We start from the raw sequence: 7050 nt of genomic DNA, 5'->3' as shown, positions 1-7050 counted from the left end.
GCCCGGATCCGTACGGCACCCGGACACCCCGCATCCCGGCCCCCTCCCCGGCCGGGACGGGGCATCCGGCGAATCACCCCCGGCGTCGGCGCTCAGACCGCCGCCCCCGGGCAACGGACCGCGCGGCAGCAGTCCGCCGCACGATCAACGGCTTCGGGCCGGCGGCCGCCGTGGCCATGACTGCCCGCCCGCCGAACGCCCCCGGCCCGTCGGCGAAAACCGGCGGTGTCCGGAGACGCGGCTGTCGGATGACCGACGGACGATCGGAACGGAAAAGGTTTTCCGTCCATACCTATCGAATGGCCGTTCGTTGGGAATGCTGCGTGTGATCTCCCGCCCTGCCCGACGCTCCCACACGGCGTTGCCCGGGCGGGCTTTCCGTTCTGAGCCTTCGGGAGGTACTACGCCATGCAGTCGTCCCCCACTCCGCCGCCGGCCCCGGCCGCCGCGACATCCTCACCGGCCTCGGCGTGGCCGCTGCCGCCCCGCTCGTCCTCGGCATCACCGCCCGCCCCGAACGCCCGAGCGGCCCCGCCCACCCGCACCTCCCGGTGGGCCCGACGGTCCTGCTGCGCGGCGCCTCCCTGGTGCTCACCATGGACCCTGCCCTCGGCAGCGGCCCGCTCGGCGCCGTCGAGAACGCCGATGTCCTGTCGAAGCGGCGCCATCGCCGCCGTCGGCACGCGCCTGCGGACCCCGCCCGGCACCTGGATGCCTGTCAAGGTCCTATAGCTGACCTGGGATCAGGGCACGGAAGCGGGCCGCCGCGCGCTCGGCTACGGCTTCGACGTAGGGCACGTACGCGTCAGGGTCTGCGTGGTCGGTCATCGGGAAGGTCAGATGATCGTCGCGGCCGAGTGCCCGGAAGGCGATGATCTCGGTCCGGATCAGCCCTTCCGCGAACTGTTCGATGCTCTGCTTGAACCACTCGTACCTGTAGCCATAACCTCCCGGCGGGATCATCGATTTGCTTTCCTTCGCAAAGCCGAACTCGCCGGAGCTGTTCACGGTGAGTATCTGGTCGGACGGCAGGAACAACTGGTAGTGCCATCGATTCTCGTCCACACACCCGGGCGGTACCTCCGGTGGTTTCCGGAGCCCGGTGGTGGGCGGCAGGTCCGACCAGTCGAAGTGGATCCACCAACCACGGAGCGCCTCACTGGGGCCCGCCTTGATGGTGGTGATGCCGGGTCTGCCCGCCTCCTCCAGTGCCGCAGCCGTTCTGGTGATCGCCTCGGCAATATTGCGTACGGCTTGGGCGCCGGCCTGCCTGTTGCGGACCGACGCGCGCACACCCGCCCACCACACGGCGAGGTCGTCGCCCACTGCCGCTTGCACTTCGGGCGGCCAACTGGTGGGGTTGTCTCCGTTCGCTGCCATCTGGCGGGGGCTGAGGCCGCCCGGCAGCGGCCGGTCAGCCACCTCCTGTCGGCTCTCCCACTCCCTGAATCGGGCGATCACCTCGATCCGCTGACGCTCTTTTTCCTGATACGCGCGTCTTCTTGTTTCGCGCGCCTGAGCCTCCTGCTCCGCGAGGCGCGCTTCGATGGCGTTCCGGACCGGCTGGTAGACCGCCACCGCAGGCCGCACCCGTTCCAGGAAGGATGCGTGGGCGTCGTCATGCTTCTCCCGCGCCCGTCGGCGCGTCGTCGCCCAGTCCCGTCGCCGGATCCGCCGCTGCGCCTCCCTCAACGCCATTTGCTCTGCGGCGATCTGTTTCACGAACAAGGCAGCGGCGGTGGTCCAGGAGTCGATCTCCTCGGGCGTGCCGCTCACGTCCACATGCTTGGGCATAGACGTGTTCCACGCGCCGAGTGCGTCCGTGACGTGGTCCGCCGGCCGGTCAGGTTCACGGGGGAACCAGTACACGGTGATGTCAAGGTCCGTGCCGAGCGGGAAGCCCCTGTACGAGATCTGTAAGGCCATACGCCCAGAGTGGCAGTTCCCCGGGCCGGGAACAGGGGGTCTGACGGAATAGGGAAGAGCCTCCCCGGCCTCAGGGACGGGTGCCCGGATCCGGGCGGCACCCGCGTAGCCGGGCGCACCTGCACGTACGCGTACGCGTCAGGGTCCGCTTCGTACCGACCGATCCGGGCGGCGCTCGCTCACGGGCGTCACCCACGACCGCGCTCGCCGCGGTCCGCGGGGCTGGGCACGCCGGGGCCTGGGGGGTGGGGATCGAGAATCATCGTCAGGGCCGGGGGGCCTCACGATGGTGGATCAAGCGCCGGTGGCGCCTGACGTGGAACTCCGGCCTGCGGCGATCAGAGAGGGGGGCGGAGCCGCGGTGTCGGCGAGTTGTCGGTGCTGTCGGTCAGCTGTCGGCGGCTCGTCAGCGGGGCCTGGCACCTTTCCGGAGACGGCCGATCCGCCACCGGGCGGGCGGCCTGATCCCGAAGGAGCCACCATGCACATACCCATCACGATCATCGGTGCCGGACTCGGCGGACTCACCCTGGCACGCGTCCTGCACGTCCACGGGATCCCGGTCACGGTCTACGAGGCCGAAGCCTCCCCCTTGGCACGTCGGCAGGGCGGTCTGCTCGACATTCACGACTACAACGGGCAGCTCGCCCTCAAAGCGGCCGGCCTGATGGACGAGTTCCACTCCATCATCCTGGAGGGCCGTCAAGCGATGCGTGTCCTGGATCCGGACGGAACTGTCCTGCTCGACAAGGCCGATGATGGCTCGGGCGGTCGCCCCGAGGTGGAGCGCGGCGATTTGCGGCGGATCCTGCTCGACTCGCTCCCGGCCGGAACCGTCCGGTGGGGGCACAAGGCCGGCAGCATCCGCGCACTCGGCGAGGGCCGCCACGAGGTGGAGTTCGACAACGGCAGCAGGGTCGTCACCGGCCTGCTGATCGGCGCGGACGGTGCTTGGTCACGGGTCCGGCCGCTGCTCTCGACCGCCATACCCGAGTACGCCGGCACGTCGTTCGTCGAGACGTATCTGTTCGACGCCGACACCCGTCACCCGGCCGCCGCGAAGGCGGTCGGCGGCGGAATGCTGATGGCGCCGGCGCCGGGCCGGGAGATCTTCGCCCACCGGGAGAGCGGGGACACCCTGCACGCCTATGTGGCGCTGGCCAGGCCGCTGGACTGGTTCGACGCCATCGACTTCACCGATGCCGCCGCGGCCACCGCACGCATCGCGCGCGAGTTCGACGGCTGGGCACCGGAACTCACCGCGCTGATCACCGACGGCGACACCGGGCCGGTCCTGCGCCCCCAGTACGCTCTGCCCACCGAGCACCGGTGGGACCGGGTGCCGGGGGTGACCCTGCTCGGCGACGCCGCCCACCTCGCGCCCCCGAACGGCGAAGGCGCGAACCTCGCCATGCTCGACGGCGCCGAGCTCGGCCAGGCCCTCGCCGCCCACCCCGACGACATCGAGTCCGCGCTCGCCGAGTACGAGCGGGCCATGTTCCCCCGCAGCAGCGAGGTCGCCACTTTCGAGGGGGCCGAAATCCACGGGATCGGCACCGACGACAACACGGTCCACGCCCTGATCGACATGATCACGAAAAAAACGGACCGGTGAGCCGCCGGCCGAAGTCGCGACGGGCGGCCGTCACCGCTGCCTCAGGTCCCCCGCCCACGCCATGACGTCCGTTGGTGGAGCGGCTCACCGTGACCGCTCCACGAGCGGCTTCGCAGACCGCGTCCGGCTCTCACCGCTTCCCCGCCTTCACTGCCGAAATGAAAACCGCTGGTGCGCGGTCTTGTAGTCCACCAGGAGCTCGACCAGGCCGCGGGACCGCAGGGACCGTCGCCACTGGGATTCGCTCTCGGCCAGAGCCAGGCTGCCGAACCGGTCGAGGAGCGCGGCCAGCGCGATCTCGGCCTCGGCACGGGCCAGCGGTGCGCCCAGGCAGTAGTGGATGCCATGTCCCAGTGCCAGGTGTCCGGAGGTGTCTCGGTCGAAATCGATCCGGTCGGGGTGGGAGAAGCGGGCGGGATCGCGGTTGGCCGCGGCCGGCGACAGGAGGACGGTTTCCCCGGCCGGGATCGTTACGCCTCCGATGGTTACGTCCTCGGTGGGGAAGCGTCGGATCGCCAGAAGCACCGGGCCTTCGTAGCGCGCCAGTTCCTCGACTGCTTCCGGCAGCTTCGAAGGTTCCAGGCGCAGGCGTGCCAGGTGCTCAGGATGGGTCAGGAGCGTGTGGACGGCATTCCCGATGAGCTGGACCGTGTTCTCGTAGCCGGCTCCGAGAATGAGGAAGGCGAGCGACGTCAGTTCGTCTTCGCTGAGCCGATCGCCGTCACTGTCGCGGACCGCGATCAGGTCGGAGAGCAGGTCGTCGGCGGGGTGGCGACGCTTGTGCGCGATGAGCTCGGTGAAAAAGGCGAGCATGGCGCCGATCGCCTGCTTGGCGGCTTGGGGACGGCTGGGGTCCGGTGCGATCAGCTCGTTCGTCCAGGCGCGGAAGTCCCTGCGGTGGTCGTCCGGGATCCCGAGGAGGTCGCAGATGACGGCGATGGGCAACGGGGCTGCGTATGAAGCGATGAGATCGGTTCGGCCCTCCGTGCCGAGCGCGTCCAGGAGTCGGTCCGCAGTGCGGCGGATCGGAGCGCGCAGCGCTTCCACGCGGCGGGGTGTGAAGGCGCGGCTGACGAGTTTGCGCATGCGGGTGTGGTCGGGGGGATCCATGTTCAAGAGGTTGGCGTCCAGGGCCGGCGGCAGGGACAGGCCGCGGTAAGAGCCCTGTGCGGCGTTGGTCTTGTCGAGGGAGAGCCGTGGATCCGCGAGTGCTGAGCGTACGTCGTCGTAACGGGTGACGAGCCATGCCGGTTGGCCGGTGTCCCCTGTAATGCGCTGCACCGGCTCGGTGTCCCGCAGGTATTGGTGCACATCCTGTGGGTGCTTCGTGGGGTCGCCCTGTCGATCCATGGGGTCACCCTAGTTTGCCGTGTCGGCCGGTCAACGCACCGGCCGGGGAGGGGACATGAGTCCCCGGGGTTCCGCCGTCCCGCCGTCCGCCGTCCCACCATCGGGTCGGTTCACCGACGTCGCAGCCGCGCCCGACGGATGCGTCGGGCCGCCGTCAGAGCCCGTAGCGCATGCGCCCCAACGCCGTCATCGGCCGGTCGTGCGCGGCGATCGGGGCAGGGAGGCAGGTGGAGCCGGTCAGGTAGCGGTCCACCGCGGCGGCCGCCGCGCGGCCTTCGGCGATGGCCCACACCACCAGCGACTGCCCCCGGCCCGCGTCACCGGCGACGAATACTCCCGGCGTCCGGCCGCCGCCCGCCGCGAAGCCCGCGTCCCGCGCGAAGTTGCCGCGCTCGTCGAGCTCCAGCGCCAACTGCCCGCGCAGACCGCCGGCCCGCTCGGGGCCCGAGAAACCGAGGGCCACCAGGACCAGCTCGGCCGGTATGACGTCCTCGGTCCCGGCCAGGGGGCTGCGGCCCACCGGCTCGACGGCGGTCAGGTGCAACGCTCGTACCCGGCCCGCCGCGTCCCCCTCGAAGCGCAGGGTGGCGCGAGCGAACACCCGGGGGTCCCGTCCCTCGCGCCCGCGGGCCTCTTCGTGGGCATGGGAGATCCGGTACGTCCTCGGGTACACCGGCCAGGGCTCGTCGTCGGTCCGGCCCGCGCCGGGCTCGGGGTTGATGTCGAGCTGGAGTACGGAGATCGCACCCTGCCGCAAGGCCGTCCCGAGGCAGTCGGAGCCGGTGTCTCCGCCGCCCACGACGACGACGTGTCTGCCTTCGGCGGTGACGGGCGACGCGGCGTAGTCGCCCTCCTGTACCCGGTTGGCGCAGGTCAGGTAGTCCATGGCCTGGTGGATCCCGTACAGCGAACGGCCTGGGACCGGCAGCTCCCGGCGCTCGCCGGCCCCGGTCGCGACGACGACGGCGTCATACCGGCTCCGCAGCTCGTCCGCCCCGGCGCCGGACGCGCCGCCGATCTCCGCACCCGTGACGAACAGCGTGCCCTCGGCGGCCATCTGCTCGATACGGCGGTCCAGATGGGCCTTCTCCATCTTGAACTCGGGGATGCCGTAGCGCAGCAGCCCGCCGATCCGGTCGGCCCGCTCGTGGACCGTGACCCGGTGGCCGGCCCGGGTCAGCTGTTGTGCCGCGGCCAGGCCGGCGGGGCCGGAGCCTATGACGGCCACTGTGCTGCCGCTGTGCTGCTCGGGTGGTCTGGGCGTCATGTAGCCGCGCCGCCGGCCCTCGTCCGCGATCGCCTGCTCGACGTTCTTGATGGTCACCGGGTCCGCGTTGATCGTGAGGACGCAGGCGTCCTCACAGGGTGCCGGGCAGAGCCTGCCGGTGACCTCCGGGAAGTTGTTGGTCGCGTGGAGCCGCTCGTACGCCGCAGCCCAGTCGCCGCGGGCGGCGTACGCGTTCCACTCGGGAATGAGGTTTCCGAGGGGGCAGCCGGTGTGGCAGAACGGTATGCCGCAGTCCATGCAGCGGTCGGCCTGCCGGGAGACGAGCGGCAGCAGCGCCTGGCCCGCATGGACCTCGCGCCAGTCGCCGAGTCTCTGCTCGACGGGGCGGGGCGGGACGGCCTCGCGGGGGATCCTGAGGAAGCCGAACGGATCGGTCACGCGCCGCCTCCCTGGCTCGCGGGCGCGGCGAGGTGCACGGACCGCGCACCGTGTCACTCGTACGCGCTTTCTGTGGCGGTTCAGCCAGGTTACGCCGCCTTCGCGGCTCCGCCCTGTGCGACCGGAACGAGGCACCGTTGAGCGACCGGACGGATGCGGAAGGTGAGGGCCGTGAGTAGTCCGCCGCGGTTCGGTCACGCACGCGCCCGGGTGCGCTCGTACGCGTGGCGCAGGCGGCAGAGCCGGCCGGGCCGGGGACGATCCGGCCGCCGAAGGGGGCGGCCTCGGCTTCGAGCACCCCTTCCTCGCAGCGCCACTCCACCGCAGCGCCCACTCCGCCGCGGCGGTACCGGCCTCGCGAAGGTGAGGCCGGTACGGCTCCCCCGCGTCAGGCCAGTCGCCGGTTCGCCGGCAGGTTCCGCGCCCCGGCCAATGCCGGAACGGGCGGGCGTCCGGCCCGCCCTGGGTCGTGTCCGCGAAGTCCCGCCTGCCC

Annotated in this window: 5 protein-coding genes; 1 reads left to right on the top strand and 4 read right to left on the bottom strand. The window is 71.2% G+C overall.

Annotated features, from left to right (window positions below):
* Positions 1-401 precede the first annotated feature (401 nt).
* Positions 402-722 (bottom strand): hypothetical protein, encoded by a 321-nt coding sequence (locus tag ACWGIU_RS24590; protein WP_453709138.1) that lies wholly within the window; start codon positions 720-722, stop codon positions 402-404.
* Between the two features lie 4 nt (positions 723-726).
* On the bottom strand, positions 727-1926 hold the full coding sequence (locus ACWGIU_RS24585; RefSeq protein WP_453709136.1) for a hypothetical protein: 1200 nt from the start codon (positions 1924-1926) through the stop codon (positions 727-729).
* 481 nt (positions 1927-2407) lie between these two features.
* On the opposite strand from ACWGIU_RS24585, the gene ACWGIU_RS24580 reads away from it, so the two are divergent.
* Complete coding sequence (locus ACWGIU_RS24580) at positions 2408-3541, top strand: FAD-dependent oxidoreductase (RefSeq protein WP_453709134.1); 1134 nt, start codon at positions 2408-2410, stop codon at positions 3539-3541.
* A 147-nt stretch (positions 3542-3688) separates the two neighbouring features.
* On the opposite strand, the gene ACWGIU_RS24575 is transcribed toward ACWGIU_RS24580, so the two are convergent.
* Together ACWGIU_RS24575 and ACWGIU_RS24570 are read right to left on the bottom strand one after the other, a co-directional pair.
* Complete coding sequence (locus tag ACWGIU_RS24575; protein ID WP_453709132.1) at positions 3689-4891, bottom strand: cytochrome P450 family protein; 1203 nt, start codon at positions 4889-4891, stop codon at positions 3689-3691.
* 154 nt (positions 4892-5045) lie between these two features.
* Positions 5046-6557 (bottom strand): glutamate synthase subunit beta, encoded by a 1512-nt coding sequence (locus tag ACWGIU_RS24570; protein ID WP_453709130.1) that lies wholly within the window; start codon positions 6555-6557, stop codon positions 5046-5048.
* Positions 6558-7050: the final 493 nt, after the last annotated feature.

The sequence above is a fragment of the Streptomyces sp. NPDC054840 genome (genome assembly GCF_053611065.1).
The sequence above is the reverse complement of the archived record's forward strand: the minus strand, read 5'-3'. Positions and strand labels throughout refer to the sequence as shown.

Bases quoted from the DNA above. Each gene is read 5' to 3' on its own strand.
- ACWGIU_RS24585 (WP_453709136.1), bottom strand. From the start codon at position 1,926: ATGGCCTTACAGATCTCGTACAGGGGCTTCCCGCTCGGCACGGACCTT.
- ACWGIU_RS24580 (WP_453709134.1), top strand. From the start codon at position 2,408: ATGCACATACCCATCACGATCATCGGTGCCGGACTCGGCGGACTCACC.
- ACWGIU_RS24575 (WP_453709132.1), bottom strand. From the start codon at position 4,891: ATGGATCGACAGGGCGACCCCACGAAGCACCCACAGGATGTGCACCAA.